We start from the raw sequence: 21,526 nt of genomic DNA on the forward strand, positions 1-21,526 counted from the left end.
GGCGGCCCGGCGGCGCCAGCCTTGCGTTGTGTACGACTTCTGTAATGTTGTGTGACTCAAGGACAACCGCCACCTGCCGGGAGGCGGAGATTGTCTGGTTCGGCGTTGCAAATAGCGATTGGGGCTTACCGTGATCAGTTGTAAGCCAGAGCGTGAGCAGCTGGAATTCGAAGGGCGCGACGCGCGGGCAGGGCGCAGGCGATCAGCGAGATCAAAGCCATCAATCCGAGCCAACCAAACGCAGTTGCCGCGCTTGGTATCAGCCGCCACGGCACGCTGAACATGATGCGCCCGAAGGCCACTTGCAGCAGGGCGCTGAGGGGCAGGGCCAGGGGCAGCGAGGCCAGCCAGGCGAGCCCGACCAGGGTCAGGCCTTCGACCTGCACCATGGCGAGGATGGCGCCGTCGCGCGCGCCGATGGCGCGCAGAACACCGATCTCGCGGCGCCGCTCCAGCACGGCCAGGCCCATGGTCGAGGCCAGGCCCATGGCGCCGACGGCGATCATGACGATGCCCATCGCGCCGAGGAAGTCCACCACCATCAGCAGATGGTCCTCGACGACACGCCGGTTCTCGGCCTGGGACTGGCTGGCGGCGATGACTATGCCGGCCTCGGTGAAGGCCTCCCGCAGTTGCCGCACGGCGTCGAGCAGGGCAATGGGCGAGTCGGGACGGTCCAGCCTCAGCACCAGGCTAGTGGCGAGGTCGTTGCCGGCCAGCGAATCGAGCGCGGCGCGTGAGGTGTAGGCGAGGGCCTGTGGACCCGCGTCGACGAGGCCAACGATGGTCCAGTCGCGGTCAGCGATGCGGTGTTGGCTGCCGACCGTGAGTGCGGGTTGCTGCCGCTGCAGCAGGCGGCTGACGACGAGCTCTTGCGCCGTGCCGTCGGCCAGCCAACGGCCCTCGATCAGGCGTGGCTGCAGCAACTGGCCCGCGGCGGGCACGCCCAGCAAGGTCAAGGGCTCGCTGCCCAGGGCCGTGCGCAAGCCGCGCCAGGCCTCGGCGCCGGCGACGCCGGGTACGTCGCGCGCCAAGGCTTCCAGCTTCGCCGCCGCCTGCGGCGCGCTGACACGCACCTGCACCTGGTAGCGCTGGGCGCTGAAGAGGTCGTCCACCGAGCCGCGCACGGCGCTGCGCAGATTGGCCGCGCCGAGATATACCGCGCCACCGGCGGCGAGAGCCAGCACGGTCAGCAGCATGCGCTGGCGGCGGCGGAAGGCATTGCCCACCGACAGCAGCAGCGGTCGCGCCCAGCCACCCAGCAGCGGCACCAGTCTGGCAGCGAAGGCGCCGCGCTGCAGGCTCAGCGCCCGGCCTTCGCGGGTGATGCCGATATCGCGCAAGGCTTCGCCGACCGACCGGCGCAGGGCCGCACGCACGGGCATGGCGGCGGCAGCCAGCGGCAGGGCGAGGCCGACGGCAAGCTGCAGCGCAACGGCCCACGCGGGCGTCGCGATGCCATCGAGCGGGAAGTTCAGCAGCTCGGCCTTCAGCCCGCCGTAGATGCGGCCCAGCCACAAGGCGGCCGGCAGGGCGATGAGGGAGGCCAGCAGGCCAAGGAGGCCGGCCTGGGCCAGCACCATGGCGGCGATCTGGCGCGGCGAGCCGCCCAGCACCTTCATGACCGCGATCTCGCGCGTCTGGCCGGCCAGCATGGCGCTGACGAGGTTGACGACAAGAAAGCCGCACGCCAGCAGGGCCAGCAGACCGAAGGCGCCTTGCGTCATCAGCAGCGAGTCCATCTGCGCGGCATGGATGTGCTGGCCGGGCTCGGGCACGTCAACGCCCTTGACCGTGTAGCCGGCGGCAACCAGCTTGTCCTTCAGGGCGTCGACGCCGCGGCGCACCTCGGCGCGGGTCGGGTGCTCGTCGCGCATGCGCACCTGCAGCTCGTTGAAGCCGGGCGGTGCGCCCAGCCGCGTCAACATGGCTTCGCTGCCGTAGAGGTAGACGAGGTTCTCCATCCAGCCCGGCGCCTGGCTGACATCGCGCACCAGGCCGCGGATGTCCACCGACTGCGTATCGGCGCCGGCCAGCTTGAGGGAGACGGGTTCGCCGACGCTGGCGCCGGAAAAGTCCAGCGACGAGCGTTCGATCCACAGGCCTTCTTCAGCGGGCGGCCATGCGGTGGATTCGTTGCGCAGGCGTGCGATGTCGTGCCGCTGGAAGTCGTCCAGCGACACGACGACGGCGTTGCGCCCGCGGCCATTGGCCTGCACGGCGGCCATCACGCTGCGCCGCAGCCGTGCGGCCGCGACGTCGGGCTGGGCCTGGGCGATGGACAGGGCCGGGGCATCGGCGCGGTCCAGCACCAGCGTGGCCGAGACTGGCAGGCTGGCGCGGTAGCCGAGGTCGGTGGCGCGTTCGACCAGGGCCCAGGCATTCAGGATGGTGCCGGCGGCCATCAGGCCCAGGGCCACGGCCAGCACGACCAGAACGCTGCGTGCGCGGTGCTGCCAGAGGTCACGCCAGCTCTTCAGTGCCCTAAGCATGACGGCGGTCCTCGATGAGGCGGCCGTCGCGCAGGCGCAGGCTGCGCTGCACCTGGCCCAGGGCCGCGGCCTCGTGGGTGACCATGACGATGGTGACGCCCTGTTCACGCGCCAGCTCGGCCAGCAGCGTCAGCAGGGCTTCGGCATTGGTCGAATCGAGATTGCCGGTGGGTTCATCGGCCAGCACGAGAGCAGGCGCGTTCGCCAGCGCCCGCGCCAGTGCCACGCGCTGCTGCTGACCGCCCGACAGGGCCGAAGGGAATTTGTCGGCCTGGTCGGCCACGCCCAGCCGCTCCAGCAGGGCCCGCGCTCGCGTGGGCCGTTCAGCGGCCGGCCAGCGGTCGCAGAAGTCCATGGGCAGCATGACGTTCTCCAGCGCCGTCAGCGTCGGCAGCAACTGGAAGAACTGGAAAACGACGCCGACGGCCTGGCCCCGCCAGCGCGACAGGGCGCGCTCGGGCAGGGCGCGCAGGTCCTGGCCGGCCACCGTGAGTTCGCCGCTGCCGGCGCGGTCGATGCCGGCCAGCAGGTTGAGCAGGGTCGACTTGCCGCTGCCCGAGGGCCCGACGACGGCGACGAACTCGCCGGCCGGGATGTCGAGGTCGAGATCGGTCAGCGCCTGGAAGTCGCCGCCCGCAGCGGGGTAGCTCTTGCCGACGCCGCGCAGGCGGATGAGTGGGGTGTGGGTGTCCATGGCGGCCAATGTAGGAAGCGCATCGCCCGCCGGCGCGCCGTTCGACGGCATGGTTCTGCCACTCGGCGAATCGCCCCTCGCCAGGCGCCGCGCGCGTCGCGATGCTCGCGCCATCCCTTACCTGGAGACGCCATGAAAGCCCTTGTTCTCTCGCTCGCACTCGCCCTCACCGGCATCGCCCATGCCCAGCATGGCGGGGGTGCACCTGCCGTGGCTGCCGCCGTGCCGGCCGAGGCGGCGCAATTCGATTTCCTCGTCGGCCAATGGGAGCTGGAGGTCAGTCCCAAGGTCAACGGCCTGGCCGCCATGATCCACGGGGCTCCGAAGCTGGTGGGGAGCTGGAAGGCCTGGAAGGCCTTTGACGGCTATGGCCTGGACGACGAGCTGCGCATCCTCGACGCCTCGGGCAACCCGATGTCGCTGAACTTCAGCCAGCGCATCTTCGACAGCAAGAGCAAGCGTTGGCTGGTCAACGGCCTGGACGTCTACCGCGCGCGCTTTGGCAGCAGCACGGGCCAGTGGCAGGACGGCGAGATGCGCCTGGAAGGCAGCAGCCAGAACGCCGAAGGCAAGACGGTGACGACGCGCACGCGCTACCTCGAGATCACGGCCGACCGCTTCAAGATGCGCCAGGACCGCTCCTATGACAATGGTGCGACTTGGGAGGAAGGAACGCTGACCATCGTCGCCAAGCGCGTGTCGCGTAAAGCGCTTCGCTGAGCCCCTCGTCCAAGGAGTACCTTGGCCGGTCCCCCGAGGGGACGGCGATGCTTGCCGGCTCGACCAGCAAGCACATCGCCTGAGGCGGGCCGGCTAGGGGCGGCCCGGCGCTCGGCCCGCAGGTTCGCGTGCCGCTGCGCGGCAGGTGTGGAATGACAAGTTGACTCGAAGGAATTCAATGGGTCGAGCCTGGATCTGGGTGCAATGGCTGATCGGCTGGCTGCCGGTGGCCGCGCTGTTTGCGGTGCTGATGATGACGGTGCATGGCGCCGGCATCCACGAGGCCCTGCATTACTCGCTGCGGCTGATGGCGACGGCGGCGGTGCTTGGCCTGGTGGTGCACCGGGTCACCGCCCGCCTGCCCTGGCCGCATCCGATGCGGCTTGCCTTCATCGCCAAGCATGCGGTCGGCGCAGCGCTGTATGCCGTCGCCTGGGTGGCGGCCAACAGCGTCGTCGAGAGCTTGAGGGTGGGACGCACCGTCATCGTGGTCGGGCCGGGCCTGCCGGCCTATCTGGTCACCGGCGTCTGGTTCTACGTGATGATCGCCGGCGTTGCCTACGCCCAGCGCGCCGCGGCCCGCAATGCCGAGCTGGAGGCCCTGCAGGCGCGCAGCCAGCTCGCGGCGCTGCGCGCCCAGCTGCATCCCCATTTTTTGTTCAATGCCCTGCACACGGTGGTGCAGCTGATCCCGCTCGACCCCGAGCGCGCCACGCGGGCGGCCGAGCAGCTGGCGGCGCTGCTCAGGGCCAGCTTTGACAACCCGCGCGAGCAGGTCACGCTGCGCGAGGAGTGGAAGATCGTGCAGCTCTATCTGGACATCGAAGCCATCCGCTTTGGTGAGCGGCTGCGTATCGATGCTGAGTTCGAGCCGGCCGCGCTGGATGCTTCCGTGCCGAGCTTTGCCCTGCAGAGCCTGGTGGAGAACGCCGTACGCCACGGCGCCGCGCCGCGTGTGGAGGCGACGACCTTGCGTGTCCGCGCGAAGGTCGAAGGCGAGAAGCTGATCGTCACCGTCGAGGACGATGGCATGGGTGCCGAGCCGGCCGCGCTGGAGGCAGGCGGCACCGGCCTGCGCCGCCTTCGCGAGCGCCTGGGTTGGCTCTACGGCGGCAGCGCGTCGCTGGCCGTGCAGACCCAGCCGGGCCGCGGCCTGAGTGCCGAACTGCGCCTGCCCCTGAAGTCGCCCGAAGACGAATGAGCACGGCCGCCGTCACCGCGCTGATTGCCGACGACGAGCCCGTCGCCCGTGCCGGCCTGCGCCATCTGCTGCGCGGCTTGCCCTGGTTGCACTGCATCGGCGAGGCGGCCGACGGCCCGGCGGCCCTGGCCGAGATCCAGCGCCTCAAGCCCGAGCTGGTCTTCCTGGACATCCAGATGCCGGGCCTGCTCGGCACCGAGGTGTTGCGCCGCCTGGCCGAGGCTGGCACGCCGCCCCTGGTCATCTTCACGACGGCCCATGCCGAGCATGCGATCACGGCCTTCGAGCTGGGCGCCCTGGACTATCTGCTCAAGCCCTTTGGCGCCGAGCGCCTGAACGCGACGTTGGAGCGCGTACGCGCGGCCCTGGGCGAGCCCGTGCCGCCGGCGCTGGAGCGCCTGGCCGAGCTGCTGGGCCGCGGGCCGCTGACGCGCCTGTTCGTGCGCAGCGGCTCGGCCATCGTGCCGGTGGCGGTCAGCGAGGTCAGCCATTTCGAGGCGGTGGGCGACTATGTGGCGGTGCATGCCGGCGGTGCCGAGCATCTGCTGCACCTGGCCCTGGCGCGACTGGAGGACAGGCTGGACGCCGAGCGCTGGGTGCGCATCCACCGGGGCTGCATCGTCAACCTGGACGCGGTGGCGCGCTTTCGCCGCCTGGCCAACGGCCAGCTCAGCGCCGAGCTGAAGGACGGCCAGGCCCTGATGGTCAGCCGCAGCCGGTCGCAGGCCTTGCGCGGCTTGGCGGGTTAGGCAGGACCCAGGGCGGGGCGCCGCCAGCCCGTTTTCGTGCGATGGCGGGATGCTGCGGCGCGCCATCGGTGCGCCGCGCACCATGACAGGGCTGTCATGGGCTGTAACCGTGCGGCGGCTGTGGCGATCGCCGGGTGTGACGAAGTGCACGGGCTGGCACGGGGCTTGCGCTCAGTGCACCCGGCTACTCGATCCCTCAATCCAACCCGGAGGATTCCCCGATGCTTCGCCGTTCTGCTCTTGCGCTGGCCGTTGGTGCCAGCCTGCTCACCCCCGCCGCCTTTGCCGCCGACACCATCAAGGTCGGCGTGCTGCATTCGCTGTCGGGCACCATGGCCATCTCCGAGACCGTGCTCAAGGACACGGTGCTGATGGCCATCGACGAGATCAATGCCAAGGGCGGCCTGCTCGGCAAGAAGCTGGAGCCGGTGGTGGTGGACCCGGCCTCCAACTGGCCGCTGTTCGCCGAGAAGGCCAAGCAGCTCATCTCGCAGGACAAGGTCGCCGTCGTGTTCGGCTGCTGGACCTCGGTCAGCCGCAAGTCGGTGCTGCCGGTCTTCGAGCAGACCAACTCGCTGCTCTTCTACCCCGTGCAGTACGAGGGTGAGGAGCTGAGCAAGAACGTGTTCTACACGGGTGCCGCGCCCAACCAGCAGGCCATTCCTGCCGTCGAATACCTGATGAGCAAGGACGGCGGCGGCGCCAAGCGCTTCGTGCTGCTGGGCACCGACTATGTCTACCCCCGCACGACCAACAAGATCCTGCGCGCCTTCCTGAAGAGCAAGGGCATCCCCGACGCCGACATCATGGAGGACTACACCCCCTTCGGCCACGCGGACTATCAAAGCATCATCGCCAAGATCAATAAGTTCGCCGCCGAGGGCAAGAAGACGGCCGTCATCTCGACGATCAACGGCGACTCCAACGTGCCCTTCTACAAGGAACTGGGCAACCAGGGCCTGAAGGCGACCGACGTGCCGGTGGTGGCCTTCTCGGTGGGTGAGGAAGAGCTGCGCGGCGTGGACACCAAGCCGCTGCAAGGCCACCTGGCCGCCTGGAACTACTTCATGTCCATCAAGGCGCCGGCCAACGACGCCTTCATCAAGAAGTGGAGCGACTACGCCAAGGCCAAGGGCATTGCCGGCCACAAGGACAAGCCGCTGACCAACGACCCGATGGAAGCCACCTACATCGGCATCAACATGTGGGCGCAGGCGGTGACCAAGGCCAAGAGCACCGACACCGACAAGGTCATCGCCGCCATGGCCGGCCAGACCTTCACGGCGCCCTCGGGCATCACGTCAAAGATGGACGAGAAGAATCACCACCTGCACAAGTCGGTCTTCATCGGCGAGGTGAAGGCGGACGGCCAGTTCAACGTGGTGTGGAAGACGCCGGGACCGGTCAAGGCTCAGCCGTGGAGCCCCTTCATCCCCGAGAACAAGGGCAAGAAGGACGAGCCCGCGAAGTAAAGCCGGCCGTGCCGCAGCGACAACTGCGGCCGGACGGCGCGCTGCCGTGGGCTGGGTCCACGGCAGCCACCTCGATGGTGCGCGCGATGCGCATCACGCTTTCGTTCGCTTGGCTCTTCATGATCAAACGACTTCTTCTGGGATGCCTGCTCCTGCTGAGCGGCTTGTCGGCCTGGGCCTTGCCGCCCGAGCTGGCCTCGCGCATCGCGGCGGGTGAGGGCGACGACCGCGTCGCGGCCATCCAGCAGGCGCTGGCCGCTGGCGACGTGTCGCTCGGGCCCTTCCTGCGTGCGTTGCTGGAAGGCCGTGTGCGTGTGAAGGGCGGCCAGGCTCTGGTCATTGCCGAAGGCGCAACGGCACCGGCGGATGCCGAGGAGCCCATGCTGAACAACCGCATGCGCCGCGAGATCGATGCGGCGCTGGCGGGGCTGGACCTGCTGTCCAAGGACCGCGACACGCGCGCCAAGGCGCTGGCGACGCTGCGCGACGATGCCGATGCGTCCAAGCTCGCGCTGTTCGAGAAGGCGCTGGCAGCCGAGAGCGACGTGGGCTTGCGTGCCCAACTGAATTCGCTGGTGGCGGGCGCCAAGCTGTCGTCCACCGACCCGGGCCAACGCCGTGCCGCGGCGACCGAGCTGGCAGGCAGCGCCGACCCCGCCACGCGGGCCCTGCTGCTGGAAAAGCTGGCGGCCGAGTCCGACCCCGGCGCCAAGGCCGCGATGCAGCAGGCCACCGACGCCATCGGCTCGCGCCTGGCTTGGGGGGAGCGTGCCCAGTTGCTGTTCTCCGGGCTCAGCCTCGGTTCGGTGCTGCTGCTGGTGGCCCTGGGCCTGGCCATCACCTACGGCCTGATGGGCGTCATCAACATGGCCCATGGCGAGCTGCTGATGGTGGGCGCCTATGCGACCTACTGCGTACAGCAGGGTTTCAGGGCCTGGGCGCCCGGCGCCTTCGACTACTACCTGTGGATCGCGCTGCCGGCGAGCTTTCTCGCCGCCGCACTGGTGGGCGCGGCGATGGAGCGCACGGTCATCCGCTGGCTCTACGGCCGGCCGCTGGAGACGCTGCTGGCGACCTGGGGCATTTCGCTGGTGCTGATGCAAGCCGTGCGCACGCTGTTCGGCGCGCAGAACGTGGCGGTGGAAAACCCCGCCTGGCTGTCCGGCGGCTGGGCCCTGCTGCCCAACCTGACCCTGCCCTACAACCGCATGGCCATCCTCGCCTTCGCCGGCCTCGTGCTGGGCGGCATGGCGATGCTGCTGGCCAAGACGCGCCTGGGCCTGATGGTGCGCGGCGTCACGCAGAACCGCCGCATGGCCGCCTGTGTGGGCGTGAACACGGCCAGGGTCGACACGATGGCCTTCGCGCTGGGCTCCGGCATCGCCGGCCTGGCCGGCTGCGCGCTGAGCCAGATCGGCAACGTGGGGCCTGACCTGGGCCAGAGCTACATCGTCGATGCCTTCATGGTCGTCGTGCTGGGCGGCGTCGGCCAGCTGGCTGGCACCGTCTATGCCGGCCTGGGCCTGGGCGTGCTGTCCAAGCTGCTGGAAGGCTGGCAGGGCGCGGTGCTCGCCAAGATCGCGCTGTTGATGCTGCTGGTGCTCGTCATCCAGAAGAAGCCCCAGGGCCTGTTCGCGCTGAAGGGCAGGTCGGTCGAATGAAGAAGACATTGCTCATCGCGGTGGCCCTGGTCGTGCTGCTGGTGCCCTTGCTGCATCTCGCCTTCCCGCCCGGCCACGCGCTGCATCTCAGCGAGTTCTATGTCGGCCTGCTCGGCAAATTCCTCTGCTTTGCCATCTGCGCGCTGGCACTGGATTTGATCTGGGGCTTTGGCGGCATCCTGTCGCTGGGCCACGGCCTGTTCTTTGCGCTCGGCGGCTACGGCATGGGCATGTACCTCATGCGCCAGATCGGCCGCGAGGGCCAGTACCAGTCGGACCTGCCGGACTTCATGGTCTTCCTGAACTGGAAGGAACTGCCCTGGCACTGGGCGCTCAGCGACTCGCTGGTCGGGCAGATCTTCCTGGCGCTGGCCGTGCCCGGCCTGCTGGCGGCGGTGTTCGGCTGGTTCGCCTTCCGCTCGCGCATCCAGGGCGTCTACTTCTCCATCATCACGCAGGCGCTGACGGTGGCGGCCATGCTGCTCTTCTTCCGCAACGAGACGGGTTTCGGCGGCAACAACGGCTTCACCGACTTCAAGCGCATCGCGGGCATGCCGCTGAACACGCCGGGCATGAAGGTCGGCCTGTGCATCGCCAGCGGCGTTGCGTTGATCGCCTGCTACCTGATCGCCAGGGGACTGACGAACAGCCGCTGGGGCCGCATCCTGCAGGCCATCCGGGATGCCGAAGGCCGCGTGCGCTTCCTCGGCTATGACCCCGTCGCCTTCAAGCTCAGCGCCTACGTCATCTCCGCCATGATGTGCGCGCTTGCCGGCATCCTCTACGTGCCCCAGGTTGGCATCATCAACCCGGGCGAGATGAGCCCGGCGGCCAGCATCGAAATGGCCATCTGGGCGGCGGTGGGTGGCCGCGGCACGCTGATCGGTCCGGTACTGGGCGCCTTCTTCGTCAACGGCACCAAGTCCGTCTTCACGGCCTGGTGGCCCGAGGGCTGGCTCTACATCCTCGGCGGCCTCTTCATCGCGGTGACGCTGTTCCTGCCGCAGGGCTTGATGGGCCTGGCACGGAGGTTCAAGAAATGACACCGGAACTTCTCGAAGCCGGTTCCGAGGCGCGCTCACGCGCGTTGACCCGCATCGCCACGGCCGGCGAACCCATCTTCAACCAGGGCGTGGCGCTATACGTCGAAGACCTCAGGGTCGCCTTCGACGGCTTCCAGGCCCTGGGTGGCCTGTCCTTCACGGTGGGTGTCGGTGAACTGCGCTGCGTCATCGGCCCCAACGGCGCCGGCAAGACGACGACCATGGATTGCCTGACCGGCAAGACGCGGCCCGACAGCGGGCGCATCTACTTCGGCAGCAACCTCAACCTGCGCCTGATGAGCGAGCAGCAGATCGCCCGCGCCGGTATCGGCCGCAAATTCCAGAAGCCGACGGTCTTCGAGGCACTGACGGTGGCCGAGAACCTGGAGCTGGCATTGGCCGGCGATCGCCGCGCGCGCTTCGCCATGCGCGCCAAGCTCGACGGTGAACAACGGGACCGCCTCGACGAGTTGCTGAACACGGTTCATCTGGCCGACGAGCGCGAACGCGTCGCCGGCCTGCTGAGTCATGGCCAGAAGCAGTGGCTGGAGATCGGCATGCTGCTGGCCCAGGACCCCAAGCTTCTGCTGCTCGACGAGCCCGTCGCCGGCATGACCGACGAAGAGACCGAACGCACCGCCGAGCTCTTCCTGAGCCTGGAGGGCAAGCACTCGCTGGTCGTCGTCGAGCACGACATGAGTTTTGTCGCCACGCTGGCGGGTGCGCATCGCACGGTCACGGTGCTGCATGAAGGCCAGACCCTGGCCGAGGGCACGATGGCGGCGGTGCAGTCCGATGAGAAAGTGATCGAGGTGTACCTTGGCCGATGAGATTCTTCGCGTCGAGAGCCTGCATCAGCATTACGGCGGCTCCAACATCCTGCGTGGCCTCAGCTTCGATCTGAAGCCCGGCGAGATCACCGTCGTCATGGGCCGCAACGGCGTCGGCAAGACGACGCTGCTGAAGAGCCTGATGGGCGTCGTGCCCATCACGTCCGGCAGCATCACGCTGGCCGGCGAGAACATCAACAAGCTGCGCACCCACCAGCGCGTGCGCGCCGGCCTGGGCTATGTGCCCCAGGGCCGCGAGATCTTCGGGCGGCTGTCGGTCATCGAGAACCTGCAGATGGGACTGGCCAGCCAGCCGGCCGGCACGCCGCTGTCGTCCGAGCTGTTCGAGCTCTTTCCGGTCCTCGCCAAGATGCGCTCGCGCCGCGGGGGTGACCTGTCGGGTGGCCAGCAGCAGCAGCTGGCCATCGCGCGGGCGCTGGCGCCTGGCCCGAAGGTGCTGCTGCTGGACGAGCCGACCGAAGGCATCCAGCCCAACGTCATCCAGGACATCGGCCGCGTCATCAAGCACCTGGCCCACGACAAGGGCTTGTCGGTGGTGCTGGTGGAGCAGTACTACGATTTCTGCGCCGAGCTGGCCGACCAATATCTGCTGATGCAGCGGGGCGAGATCGTCATGCGCGGGCGTGGGCAGGACATGGCGGCGGACGGCGTGAGGGAGCGGCTGGCAATCTGACGTCGGCTCAATGCCAGGGGTGGTCGTATCCTCTTCGCCTCGCGCGAACTTGACGGAGCCGCCGCATGGCCGACGCACACGACCCCTTTCACGCTCACATCTACTTTGACGCCTCGGATCGCGCTGTCGCCGAGCAACTTCATGCCGAACTGAGAAGCAAGAAAGGCAGCGGCGAACTGGCCGACGTCTTGCATGTCGGGAAGATGATCGAACGGCCGGTGGGGCCCCATCCGAAACCGCAGTACGAGGTCCACTTCTACAGGACGGCGCTGCCGACCATCCTTGAGCTCATCAAGGCCACCCGGTTGGGAGCGCTGGTTCACGAATTGACGGACGACGATCTGGCGGACCACACGACCCTGGCGATCTGGATCGGCGAGCCTTTGCCCCTCGATCTCTCCTGCATGGATCCGCCGGGCAAGAACCAGGGGTTTGCCAGATTCGGGAATGCCGACTTCTGAGCGTCAGGAGTTGAGGCCACCATCATGCAAATCACCGCCGCAGCCCCGTCCGACATCGAAGCCGCTGTGGCCCGACTGGCGGCCGCTTTCGAGAACGACCCGATCACCGGGTTTCTGCTGCAGACCGGGCCTGGCTACCGGGAGCGCGTGACGCAGTTCTTCTCGCTGCTGATGGGCGCGCGACTCGCCCTGGGCATGCCGGTGCTCGTCGCGCGAGACGCGGCAGGCGTTCATGGCACGGCAATGGGTTACACCACGGCGCGACCGGTGTGGCCGAAGCCCTTCGCAGACGACTGGGACCATTTCGAGAACGCCATCCCCGGGCTCAGGGAGCGCATGGCCGTCTACGACGAGATCGCCGACAAGGGCAAGCCAGCCGAGCCGCACTACTACCTCGGCGTTCTGGGCCTGGACCCGGTCCTGCAGGGCCGCGGCATCGGGATGCAATTGCTCCAGGCCTTCTGCGAACGATCGGCCGCGGACTCACGGTCAGCGGGCGTCTATCTGGAGACGGCGAACCCTTCGAATGTGAGCTTCTACCAACGAGCCGGCTTCGAGGAGACCGGTCGGGGGGGCCTGGGTGATGCGACGCTGTGGTGCCTGTTCCTGCGCCACTGCAGCGACACTTGATGGCAGGTCGGGCGCGATATCCAGCGGCCCAACCGTCGATCGCAGGGAGCACACAATGACCGAAACCGCATGGCTGACACTCGGAGCTGCCGCTCTCGTCGTCTGGGGGCTCAAGCTGATCTTCTTCGGCTGCACGAAAAAGACCGGCACCTGAGAGTGCGCTTATGGTGCAGCGCCGCTTTCGCTTTCTCCTCTGTGGCCTGCTTGCACTGGCGCTGGTCGCGGCCAGCTTGTTTGCTCTGGGCCTGTACTCGAATCGGGATCGGAACAGCAGCTTCTATCTTGTCGATGCCGAACTCGCAGACGCTGGTTATCTCGACAAGCTCCAGATCGAGCTGCAGGCGGGCGATACCTTCCGGGCGAATCCTGGGTTCGGCTTCTCGGCTCACAGGCTGAAGGCCGGAGACGGCATGGTGCTGGCCCATCGCCACTTCACCGGCGGCAGCGCCATGGTCACGGACGATGAGGGCTATCAGAAGCTCACGGTATGGCTGCGGCGGCCGGTTTCGCTCTCCGCCCAGCAATCACTGCGCGTTCCGGAGCAAGGCGTTGTGTTGTTGTCTTCGGGGGGCTCGGCCTGGCCCCGCAACGACTGTTCCGCATACATCCGCGGCGTCGTCGACGTCACGCCGCTTGGATCCGAGTTCAAGGTCGGAATCCATGGCAGCTTTGAGCCGCGCGGCATTCGCGACCCCTGGCACCCGTGCAAGCCGCGAGAGGTCGCGCTGCAGTTCCAGGCTTCGCCGATTCAACTGCGGGACCTCAGCCCTTGGCAAGGTGGCGCCGCAGCGGCCCACCCCTATGACGAAACCTACGCTCGCTAGGCACTTCACCAATGAAGCGTCCAGCTGCCGCGGCTAGGCCGCCGCGGCCTCCAGCCACAACACCGCAAACCACCCGTTTTCGTCCGTCCAAACCTTGCCCGGCTTGAAGCCCGCGCGCTCTGCCAGGGCCTGGAAGCCGGACACGGTGTATTTGTGCGAATGCTCCGTGTGCAGCGTCTCGCCTTCGTGGAAGTTGTAGACCTCTTCGCCCAGACGCAGCTCCAACGGTCGTGTCGCGCGCAGATGCATCTCGATGCGCCGGTAGGCTGGGTTGTAGAACGCCAGGTGCTCGAAGCCGTCAGGTGGGTACTCAGCGCCCAGCTCCTGGCGGGCGCGGTCCAGCAGGTTCATGTTGAAGGCCGCCGTGACGCCGGCCGCGTCGTTGTAGGCCGCGTGCAGCACGCCTTGGTCCTTGACCAGGTCGATGCCGATCAGCAGGCCGCCGCCGGCCAGTTCGCCGGCCGCCAGGCGCAGGAAGGCATCGGCTTCGGCGGGTGTGAAGTTGCCGATGCTGGAGCCCGGGAAGAAGCCCACGCGGCGGCTGCCGTCAGGGCAGGGCGGCAGGGTGTGCGGCCGTGTGAAGTCGGCCACCAGGGGCTGGATGGCCAGGCCCGGGTAGTCGTTGGCAAGGCCGTCGCAGGCCGCCAGCAGATGCGGGCCCGAGATGTCGACCGGCACGAACTCGACGCTGTCACGCGGGATGGCGTCCAGCAGCAGGCGCACCTTGCGCAGCGCGCCGGCACCGTACTCGACGAGCTGCACCTGACCGCCCATTTGCGCCACCATGTCGGCGGCATGCGTCTGCAGCAGCGACAGCTCGGTGCGCGTCGGGTAGTACTCGGGCAGCTCGCAGATCTGCTCGAAGAGCTTGGAGCCGACCTCGTCGTAAAAGTATTTGGGCGAGATGGCCTTGGGCGCACGGCTCAATGCCGCATGCAGGTCGGCTGCGAATTGTTCGTTGTCTGCCGAAGCGCGGGGCTGGCGCCATTCAATACCTGGTTTCATCTTGCGAGCCTCACTCCACTGAACTGCCAGCGCGCCGCTGGCGGAAAGAAATTGCGGTAAGTCGGCCGGGCATGGCCCGGCGGCGTCGCGAGGCTCCCGCCGCGCAGCACCTGCTGCCCCACCATGAACTTGCCGTTGTATTCGCCGACGGCGCCCGCTGCCGGCTTGAACCCGGGGTAGGGCGCATAGCTGGAGCGGGTCCACTGCCAGGCTTGATCGGCGGCATTCGCGAAGCCCGGCAATCCGCATGCCGCCTCCCACTCGAATTCGGTGGGCAGGCGGGCGCCGGCCCATTCGGCAAAGGCGCAGGCCTCGTAGAAGCTGAGCTGCTGGACCGGTGCATTCGGGTCCAGGGGCTGCACGCCATTCAGGCCGAAGACGCTGCCGTCCTCCTGCCAGTAGGCGGGCCGCTGCCAACCTTGCGCTTGCACGGTGGCCCAGCCGTCGGACAACCACAGCAGCGGCTCGCGGTAGCCGCCGCTGGCGATGAAGTCGGCGTATTCGCCGCAGCTGACGAGGCGGTTGCTGATCTCGAAGGGCGCCACCAGGGCTTGATGCCTGGGCCCCTCGTTGTCGAAGGCAAAGACTTCGCCGCCGTGGCCGATGTCGACGATGCCCGCTGCATGCTTCAGCCAGGCCTGCTCCGGCACCACGGCCTTTGCGGGCGCGCTGGCGTCGTAGGCCGGCAGCAGCGGGTTGCAGGAGAAGGCATGCAGGATGTCGGTCAGCAGCAGTTCCTGATGCTGCTGCTCGTGGTGGCAACCCAGCTCGATGAGGCGGCGCGCATCCTCGCCCGCCTGCGGCAGCAGGTCGGCCAGGGCCGCGTCGACATGCCGGCGGTAGGCTTTGACCTCGTCCAGGCTGGGCCGGCTCAGCAAGCCGCGCTGCGGCCGGGCATGGCGCGGGCCCAGGCTCTCGTAGTAGGAGTTGAAAAGGCGCGACCAGCGTTCGTCGAAGACGCCGTAGTCGGGCAGATGGGGCGTCAGCACCAGGGTCTCGAAGAACCAGGTGGTGTGGGCCAGATGCCATTTGGCAGGGCTGGCGTCGGGCATGGACTGCAGCTGGGCGTCCTCGTCCGACAGGGGCGCGGCCAGCGCCAGGGAATGGGCACGGGTGGCGCGAAGCAGCTCGGTCAACATGGGTGTCACCGTATCGCAAACTGCTGCCAACGGTATGTCAGTGCAGGGGCTTTGGGTGTAGGACACCTCCCCCTAGGGTGGGTGCGGGGGCGGCAGCACTGGCACTTCCCCTAGGATGCCGGCCCAACAACAAGGAGACCGGCATGAAAGCAATCGCCTTCATCGCCACCCTGCTGGCCGCCACCGCGGTGCAGGCCGCCGAGCCCATCATGCTCAAGGTGCATCATTTCTGGCCGCCCGGTGCCATGCCGCCGACACAAATTCTGGCGCCGTGGTGCGACCGGATCGCAGCCGACTCGGCCAACCGCCTCAAGTGCCAGGTCTTTCCGGCGATGCAGCTGGGCGGCACACCGGCCCAGCTGATTGACCAGGTCAAGGACGGCGTCGTCGACGTCGCCTTCACGCTGCCGGGCTACACGGCCGGGCGCTTCCCCATCATGGAGGTGTTCGAGCTGCCTTTCATGACCAACTCGGCCGAGGCTGCTTCCCGCGCTGCCTGGGACTTCTATGGCAAATACGCCGTCAAGGAGTTCGCCGCGGTCAGGCCGCTGATGTTCGCCACGCATGACGAGGGCTATCTGCACACGCGCGACCGCCAGATCAAGACCCTGGCCGACTTCAAAGGGCTGAAGCTGCGGGCGCCGACGCGCCAGACCAACAAGCTGCTCAGCAGCCTGGGCGCCTCACCCGTCGGCATGCCGCTGCCGGCCGTGGCCGACGCCGTCAGCAAGGGCACCATCGACGGATTTGCTCTGCCCTGGGAGGTCATTCCCTCGGTCAAGCTGCATGAGATGGTCAAGTTCCACACCGAGACCGACCCGAGCCGGCCGACTTTGTACACCGCGGTCTTCATCCTCGCCATGAACCCGGCCAGGTACGACAGCCTGCCGGCCGACCTCAAGGCCGTCATCGACAGGAACTCCGGCGCCACGCTGTCGCAGGCCGCCGGCCGCACCTGGGACGCCAGCCAGGCGCCGGGGCGCAAGCCGGCCGTGGACCGCGGCAATGTCTTCTACACGGTGCCACCGTCCGAGGTGGACCACTGGATCAAGGCCAGCCACCCGCTGTACGACGACTGGACCGCCGACATGGACAAGCGCGGCCTGCCTGGCAAGCAGATGCTGGCCGAGGCGCAAGCCCTGCTGGCCAAGTACAAGAAGTGAAATGGCTTGAGAAGCTGGCGGCCGGCTTTGCGCTGCTGGGCGGGCTGTGCGCGCTGCTGGTGGCGGGGCTGACGCTGTACAGCGTCATTGGCCGCAATCTGTTCGCCCACCCGCTGCCGGGCGACGTCGAGCTCAGCCAGATCGGCATCGCGCTGTCCATCGCGCTGTGCTTGCCCTGGTGCCAGTTGAAGCGCGGCAACATCATCGTGGACTTCTTCACCCAGGCCGCACCCGAGCGCGTCAACGGCGCCCTGGACCGCTTCGGCGCGCTGCTACTGGCCGTCATGCTGGGCGTGCTGGCCTGGCGCACCGGTGTGGGCGCCCTGGCCGTCGACGAGGCGGGTGAACAGACCATGATCCTGGGCCTGCCGATGTGGTGGGGCTACGCCGTCCTGACGCCGGGCCTGGCGCTGACGACTGTCATCGCCGTGGCACAGGTGGTCAGGCGATGACCGTCGGCCTTGTCATCTTCGGCCTGATGCTGGCGCTGATGGCTCTGCGCGTGCCCATCGCTGCGGCCATGTTCATCCCGGGCGCCATCGGCTATGCCTGGATGAGCAATGACGCGGCCCTGCTCAACCTCATCAAGGGCTCGGCCGTCGCGCGGCTGACGGTCTACGAGCTGTCCGTCATCCCGCTCTTCCTGCTGATGGGGCAGTTCGCGACCCAGGGCGGCCTGTCCAAGGCGCTGTTCCGCGCCGCGTCCGCCTGGGTCGGCCACTGGCGGAGCGGTCTGGCCTTTGCGGCCATCCTGGCATCGGCGGCCTTCGGCTCGGTCTGCGGCTCGTCGGTGGCCACCTGCGCCACCATCACCCAGGTGGCGTATGGCGAGATGAAGGCGGCGGGCTATCACGGGCGCCTGTCCACGGCGGTGCTGGCCACGGGGGGCACGCTGGGCATCCTGATCCCGCCTTCGGTGCCGCTGATCGTCTACGCCATCCTGACCGAGCAGAACATCGCCAAGCTGTTTGCGGCGGCCTTCATCCCGGGGCTGATCGCGACGGCCGGCTATCTCGCCGTCATCGCCATCACCTGCCGGCTGCGGCCCGAGCTGGCCGTGCCGGGGCGGCGCCACGGCTGGGGCGAACGCCTGCGGGCGCTGCTGGGCGTGTGGCCGCTGTTGGCCATCTTCGTCGTCGTCTTCGGCGGCATCTATGGCGGCCTGTTCAGTCCAACCGAGGGCGCATCGGTCGGCGCGCTGGCGACGCTGACCAGCGGCATGCTGTCGGGCGAGCTGCGCGGCGAAGGACTGAAGCGCGCCCTGCTCGGCACGGCCGAGACGACGGCCATGGTCTTCATGATCTTCCTCGGCGCCGACATGATGAATTCGGCGTTGGCCCTGACGCAGATGCCGACGCATCTGGCCGAATGGGTGGGCGGCCTGCCGGTGCCGCCGCTGGCCATCGTGGCCGGCGTGCTGGCCTTCTACATCGTGCTGGGCTGCGTGATGGACGAGCTGTCCATGCTGCTGCTGACCATCCCCGTCATCTTCCCCACCATCATGGGCCTGGACCTGTTCGGCCTCGCGGCCGAGCCCAAGGCCATCTGGTTCGGCATCCTGGTGCTGATGACAGTGGGCATCGGCATGCTGGCGCCGCCGGTGGGCCTCAATGTCTATGTCGTCAACGGCATGGCGCGCGACGTGCCCATGAACGAGACCTACAAGGGCGTCATGCCCTTCCTGGCCAGCGATGTGCTGAGGCTGCTGCTGCTGCTGTTCGTGCCCGCCGTTAGCGTCGGCGTGCTGCGCTGGCTGTGATGGGCCAGGCGACAGCCAGGCCCAGCGCGATGCCGACGCTGTCGGCGACCACGTCGTGCCAATCGGCCTCGCGCGGCGGCAGGAAGCTCTGCGCGATCTCGATGGCGATGCCGTAGCCGACCAGGGCCGCCACCAGCCAGATCCACTGCCGCGGCCGCTGCCACACAGCCCAGACGCTGGCAAAGGCCAGCGAGGCGAAGGCGAGGGCGTGGTTGGACTTGTCCCAGCCGGTCGTGATGGCCTTGGGTGGCGCCGGGCTCAGCGCCAGCCAGGTGATGGCGATGAGCAGGACGGCGAGCAGGGCGCGCCACAGGATGCGGCGCTCGGGGGCGGTGCAGAGATGGAGGATGAAGCGGGGCATGGCGGGCGGCATTGTGGCCTGCACGTTCCGCATCTGAATTGCGGACCGAGCGCCGGGCCGCTCCCTAGCCGGCCCGCTCTGGCGATGTGCTTGCGGTTCAACGCCGCAAGCATCGCCGTCCCCTCGGGGGCTGAGGCTGGACACAGCGCGCCCCGTGGGCGCGGTATGCCTGCCGAAGCGTTGCGGCCACTGGTCGCAGCGCGGTCCCGGCCACGGTACGCCGTGGACGAGGGGTCTGCTGGCCTACTTCATCTGCAGCATCCAGCCCTTGGCCTGACGCAAGTGGGCGACCAATTGCGCCTGGGCGGCGCCAACGGCCGGGTCAGCCGGGTTGAGCTTTTCCAGCAGCGCCGCGTCGATGAGCTCGCGCGAGGCCGAGTTCAGCATCCAGTTCATCGACGGCTGGCGCTGACCCGGCATGGCTGGCAGGCGCAGCTCGGCCACCTGGCCGCAGCCGCCGATGCGCTTGATGAGCTCGACGGCCGAATCCCGGCCGCGGGCGTTGTTGCTGTTCAGGATGCCTTGCGCCGGCGCGACGACCTCGTTCAAGCCCATGTGGGTGGCGCGGTAGCGGCGGCTGTCCAGAGGCTGGGCATCGGCGGCCGTGGGCGCATCACGGCACAGCCAGTCGTCGACCTGGGCCGGCGTGTTGACGAGCAGCAGCAGGCGCAGCCGCGAGCGGTCCAGGATGCCTTGGCGGGCGCAGTCGTCCTCGGGTTTGCAGACCTTGAGATGACCGGCGGCCTCGAGGTCGTGCAGCAGGTCGGACAGCATCAGCGTCGCGCTGGCCTCCACATAGCCGCCGTCGCCCAGGCGGTCCCAGACGCGGCCGACATCGCCGTTCTCCTCGTCCTTGTGCGACTCCTTGAAGATCACGGCGGCGGCCGGGCTGATGTAGGGGAAGCGGGCGCTGTTGTGCACGGCCTGGGCCAGGGTCATGCGGTCGACGTCCAGGCCGAGGGAGGGGTCGAGCAGGTCGATGCCGTCGCCGCCGGGCAGCACGAAGTCGGACTGGTAGACGCGCTGGCCGCGCGACAGGGCCGTCGTGTTCAGGCTCAGCAGGGGCAGCCATTCGGCATCGGTGGCGCGGCCGTGCAGGGCCGTCATGGCCTCCCCCCAGGGATTGGGATGGGCGCTCGGGCGCAGCGGGCATTGCCGGGCCAGGCTCTTGGGCCAGTCGTGGGTCCAGACCTTCTCCAGCCCCAGCGAGCGGTCGGCGCCGGCGACGGCCACGGGCAGGAAGCGCTGCACGAGGTCGGGGTAGAGCATGTCGCCGACCGGCGTGGCGAGGTGGTCGCGGCCGGTGAAGTCGCGCACCAGCTTCCAGGGCGTGCAGTTGGCGGCGTCGACGGCCTGGCGGCGCGCATCCACGGCGGCGACGAAGCTGGCCGCCCCCAGGGCGCCGCCCGAGGTGCCGCTGATGGCGAAGACGTAGTCGGCAAAATTGACGCCTTGCTGCTCGCCGAGGTCCTGCAGCCGCGCCATCGCCGCGCCACCCCAGTAGGCGGCGCGCGAGGCGCCGCCGGCCACGGCGACGAGGACGAGCGGTCGCTTGCCGTCGGCGCCGACGGTGCGCAGCCAGGTCTGCACCCAGGCATCGGCCGGCTGCCGGGCGGTGACGGCACGGGTCGCGCTGCGTTCGGGGTCGGCCACGCGGTGGTTGTCGTTCAACGGCGCGAAGGCGACGAAAAGCAGCACGGGCAGGGCGGTCAGCGGTATGCGGATCAAGGCCTTGGGTACATAGGTCAGCAAGATGCCGCCGAAGACGATCCAGCTGCCCATGGCCAGCAGCACCAGGGCCGGCGAGCCGATGGCGCGCGCCGTTTCCTCCGGCGCGGCGACCAGGGCAGCAAACATGCCCCACTGCAGCAACAGCACGAGGGCGACCAGCACGCGCGACGGCGTGCTCATGCGGTCCTCGCGCTCGAGCAGCGCAATGGCCTCGCGGCGGCCGTCCAGGGCCAGCAGGCGGGCCAGGCGTGAGCCGGTGCCGAGCTTGAGCAGCCAGGCGCGGCGCCGCCAGGCGAAGAGGTAGAGGCCCAGCGTGACGGCCAGCAGGGCGACACCGATGAAGCGCTCGCGCTCCTGCATCAGGAAGAAGATCGCGATGGGCAGGCCGCCGCCGACGATGAGGCTGCGGGGCAGCCAGCGGCGCAGGCGCTCGCCGAAGCGCGGGCTGATGCATTCACCCAGGGTGTCGGGCTTGAAGCGGCGGTCCAGCAGCAAGCGGGCCACATACCAGGCCAGCAGCAGCCACAGGCCGAAGGCGCCGACGAGGACGCCCGTCTGCACGCTGCCGACTTCCAGCGACAGCAGGGTCTCACGGGCCTGCTCCAGGCCCAGCAGCACGATGACGCCGGCGATGACGATGCCGACCGGGAAGGCGCACAGGCCCAGCACGCGCAGCAGATAGAGCATCCAGGGCACGTCACCCTCCGGACCGGCCGAGGGAGCCGGTGGTGGTTCGGGCGGCGGCGGCGGGCTGGGCTGGGGCGCGCCCGCCGGAGGCGGCGGCGGGGAGAACGTCGGCGGCGGCTTGGGTTCGTGGGACGGGTAGACGACCGGAATCAGCATGGCCCGGACTCTAGCCGTGGGCCGTGGTGCCTCCAAGACGGGCAAAGGTCCATG

The 21,526-nt window shown here is 68.6% G+C and carries 20 protein-coding genes; 14 read left to right on the plus strand and 6 right to left on the minus strand.

Features of this window, described 5'->3' with window-relative positions; genetic code table 11:
* Positions 1-134: 134 nt before the first annotated feature.
* Together ACS5PN_RS24510 and ACS5PN_RS24515 are read right to left on the minus strand one after the other, a co-directional pair.
* Positions 135-2,492 (minus strand): FtsX-like permease family protein, encoded by a 2,358-nt coding sequence (locus ACS5PN_RS24510; protein WP_439466647.1) that lies wholly within the window; start codon positions 2,490-2,492, stop codon positions 135-137.
* Entirely contained in the window at positions 2,485-3,186 is a 702-nt protein-coding gene (locus ACS5PN_RS24515) for an ABC transporter ATP-binding protein (RefSeq protein ID WP_439466648.1), read from the minus strand. The genes ACS5PN_RS24510 and ACS5PN_RS24515 overlap by 8 nt, the downstream gene beginning before the upstream one ends.
* A gap of 132 nt (positions 3,187-3,318) precedes the next feature.
* On the opposite strand from ACS5PN_RS24515, the gene ACS5PN_RS24520 reads away from it, so the two are divergent.
* From ACS5PN_RS24520 to ACS5PN_RS24570, 11 genes are all read left to right on the plus strand, one after another.
* Positions 3,319-3,906: a hypothetical protein gene (locus ACS5PN_RS24520; RefSeq protein ID WP_439466649.1), complete on the plus strand. Its 588-nt coding sequence runs from the start codon at positions 3,319-3,321 to the stop codon at positions 3,904-3,906.
* Positions 3,907-4,084: 178 nt separating this feature from the next.
* Positions 4,085-5,107 carry a sensor histidine kinase gene (locus ACS5PN_RS24525; RefSeq protein WP_439466650.1) on the plus strand — a complete coding sequence of 341 codons (1,023 nt, stop codon included), beginning with the start codon at positions 4,085-4,087 and terminating at the stop codon, positions 5,105-5,107.
* Complete coding sequence (locus ACS5PN_RS24530) at positions 5,104-5,856, plus strand: LytR/AlgR family response regulator transcription factor (RefSeq protein WP_439466651.1); 753 nt, start codon at positions 5,104-5,106, stop codon at positions 5,854-5,856. The genes ACS5PN_RS24525 and ACS5PN_RS24530 overlap by 4 nt, the downstream gene beginning before the upstream one ends.
* A 221-nt stretch (positions 5,857-6,077) precedes the next feature.
* Positions 6,078-7,328, plus strand: a complete 1,251-nt coding sequence (gene urtA, locus ACS5PN_RS24535; protein ID WP_439466652.1) for an urea ABC transporter substrate-binding protein — start codon at positions 6,078-6,080, stop codon at positions 7,326-7,328.
* Between the two features lie 119 nt (positions 7,329-7,447).
* Positions 7,448-8,989: an urea ABC transporter permease subunit UrtB gene (urtB, locus tag ACS5PN_RS24540; RefSeq protein ID WP_439466653.1), complete on the plus strand. Its 1,542-nt coding sequence runs from the start codon at positions 7,448-7,450 to the stop codon at positions 8,987-8,989.
* Positions 8,986-10,032, plus strand: coding sequence for an urea ABC transporter permease subunit UrtC (gene urtC / locus ACS5PN_RS24545; RefSeq protein WP_439466654.1), 1,047 nt, complete (start codon positions 8,986-8,988; stop codon positions 10,030-10,032). Before urtB ends, urtC begins: the two co-directional genes overlap by 4 nt.
* On the plus strand, positions 10,029-10,862 hold the full coding sequence (urtD, locus tag ACS5PN_RS24550) for an urea ABC transporter ATP-binding protein UrtD (RefSeq protein ID WP_439466655.1): 834 nt from the start codon (positions 10,029-10,031) through the stop codon (positions 10,860-10,862). The genes urtC and urtD overlap by 4 nt, the downstream gene beginning before the upstream one ends.
* A 1-nt stretch (position 10,863) precedes the next feature.
* Positions 10,864-11,556 carry an urea ABC transporter ATP-binding subunit UrtE gene (gene urtE, locus ACS5PN_RS24555; protein ID WP_439466925.1) on the plus strand — a complete coding sequence of 231 codons (693 nt, stop codon included), beginning with the start codon at positions 10,864-10,866 and terminating at the stop codon, positions 11,554-11,556.
* A 65-nt stretch (positions 11,557-11,621) separates the two neighbouring features.
* Positions 11,622-12,017 (plus strand): DOPA 4,5-dioxygenase family protein, encoded by a 396-nt coding sequence (locus ACS5PN_RS24560; RefSeq protein WP_439466656.1) that lies wholly within the window; start codon positions 11,622-11,624, stop codon positions 12,015-12,017.
* Positions 12,018-12,041: 24 nt separating this feature from the next.
* The gene (locus ACS5PN_RS24565; protein ID WP_439466657.1) at positions 12,042-12,647 is read left to right on the plus strand and encodes a GNAT family N-acetyltransferase; all 606 of its coding nucleotides are present in this window, start codon (positions 12,042-12,044) and stop codon (positions 12,645-12,647) included.
* 164 nt (positions 12,648-12,811) lie between these two features.
* Entirely contained in the window at positions 12,812-13,471 is a 660-nt protein-coding gene (locus tag ACS5PN_RS24570; RefSeq protein ID WP_439466658.1) for a hypothetical protein, read from the plus strand.
* Between the two features lie 33 nt (positions 13,472-13,504).
* Here ACS5PN_RS24570 and egtD read toward each other — a convergent pair whose 3' ends face one another.
* A complete protein-coding gene (gene egtD, locus ACS5PN_RS24575) occupies positions 13,505-14,476 on the minus strand; it encodes an L-histidine N(alpha)-methyltransferase (RefSeq protein WP_439466659.1) in 972 nt (323 codons plus the stop codon).
* Positions 14,473-15,615, minus strand: a complete 1,143-nt coding sequence (gene egtB / locus ACS5PN_RS24580) for an ergothioneine biosynthesis protein EgtB (RefSeq protein WP_439466660.1) — start codon at positions 15,613-15,615, stop codon at positions 14,473-14,475. Before egtB ends, egtD begins: the two co-directional genes overlap by 4 nt.
* Before the next feature lie 143 nt (positions 15,616-15,758).
* On the opposite strand from egtB, the gene ACS5PN_RS24585 reads away from it, so the two are divergent.
* From ACS5PN_RS24585 to ACS5PN_RS24595, 3 genes are read left to right on the plus strand one after another with little or no spacing between them, the layout of a single operon-like run.
* On the plus strand, positions 15,759-16,778 hold the full coding sequence (locus ACS5PN_RS24585; RefSeq protein ID WP_439466661.1) for a TRAP transporter substrate-binding protein: 1,020 nt from the start codon (positions 15,759-15,761) through the stop codon (positions 16,776-16,778).
* Positions 16,775-17,230: a TRAP transporter small permease gene (locus tag ACS5PN_RS24590; RefSeq protein ID WP_439466662.1), complete on the plus strand. Its 456-nt coding sequence runs from the start codon at positions 16,775-16,777 to the stop codon at positions 17,228-17,230. The genes ACS5PN_RS24585 and ACS5PN_RS24590 overlap by 4 nt, the downstream gene beginning before the upstream one ends.
* Entirely contained in the window at positions 17,227-18,537 is a 1,311-nt protein-coding gene (locus ACS5PN_RS24595; RefSeq protein WP_439466663.1) for a TRAP transporter large permease, read from the plus strand. Before ACS5PN_RS24590 ends, ACS5PN_RS24595 begins: the two co-directional genes overlap by 4 nt.
* On the opposite strand, the gene ACS5PN_RS24600 is transcribed toward ACS5PN_RS24595, so the two are convergent.
* Together ACS5PN_RS24600 and ACS5PN_RS24605 are read right to left on the minus strand one after the other, a co-directional pair.
* Entirely contained in the window at positions 18,509-18,898 is a 390-nt protein-coding gene (locus tag ACS5PN_RS24600) for a VanZ family protein (protein WP_439466664.1), read from the minus strand. The two genes, ACS5PN_RS24595 and ACS5PN_RS24600, sit on opposite strands and share 29 nt — an antisense overlap.
* A 243-nt stretch (positions 18,899-19,141) precedes the next feature.
* Positions 19,142-21,472 (minus strand): hypothetical protein, encoded by a 2,331-nt coding sequence (locus ACS5PN_RS24605; RefSeq protein WP_439466665.1) that lies wholly within the window; start codon positions 21,470-21,472, stop codon positions 19,142-19,144.
* Positions 21,473-21,526 lie beyond the last annotated feature (54 nt).

Source organism: Roseateles sp. NT4 (genome assembly GCF_051857475.1).
Classification (GTDB): Bacteria; Pseudomonadota; Gammaproteobacteria; order Burkholderiales; family Burkholderiaceae_C; genus Pelomonas.